At 50.5% G+C, this 315-nt stretch carries 1 tRNA gene and 1 rRNA gene; both read left to right on the plus strand.

The annotated features are described in order from the left end of the window. Positions 1 to 106, plus strand: a 16S ribosomal RNA gene (locus GYK42_RS28935); the annotation flags it as partial. Positions 107 to 206: 100 nt separating this feature from the next. Beyond that, positions 207 to 283 (plus strand) — tRNA-Ile (locus tag GYK42_RS28940). The last annotated feature ends 32 nt before the right edge of the window (positions 284 to 315 follow it).

The following is a 315-nucleotide window of genomic DNA, read 5'->3' on the forward strand; positions in this document are numbered from 1 at the left end:
AGGTAGCTTAACCGCAAGGAGGGCGCTTACCACGGTAGGATTCGTGACTGGGGTGAAGTCGTAACAAGGTAGCCGTATCGGAAGGTGCGGCTGGATCACCTCCTTTCTAGAGTTTGCACGAATCATGTAAATGGTTCACGCATCAAATGTTCACACTTATCGGCTGTTAGTAAGAGAAGAAACAGTAGTCGTAGTAGTTCCGCGTTGGGGCTGTAGCTCAGCTGGTTAGAGCACCGTGTTGATAACGCGGGGGTCGTTGGTTCGAGTCCAACCAGCCCTACCAGCTAATTAGTAAAATCTCAGGGGGATTAGCTC

It is taken from the genome of Janthinobacterium lividum (assembly GCF_011601275.1).
GTDB lineage: Bacteria > Pseudomonadota > Gammaproteobacteria > Burkholderiales > Burkholderiaceae_D > Janthinobacterium > Janthinobacterium lividum_E.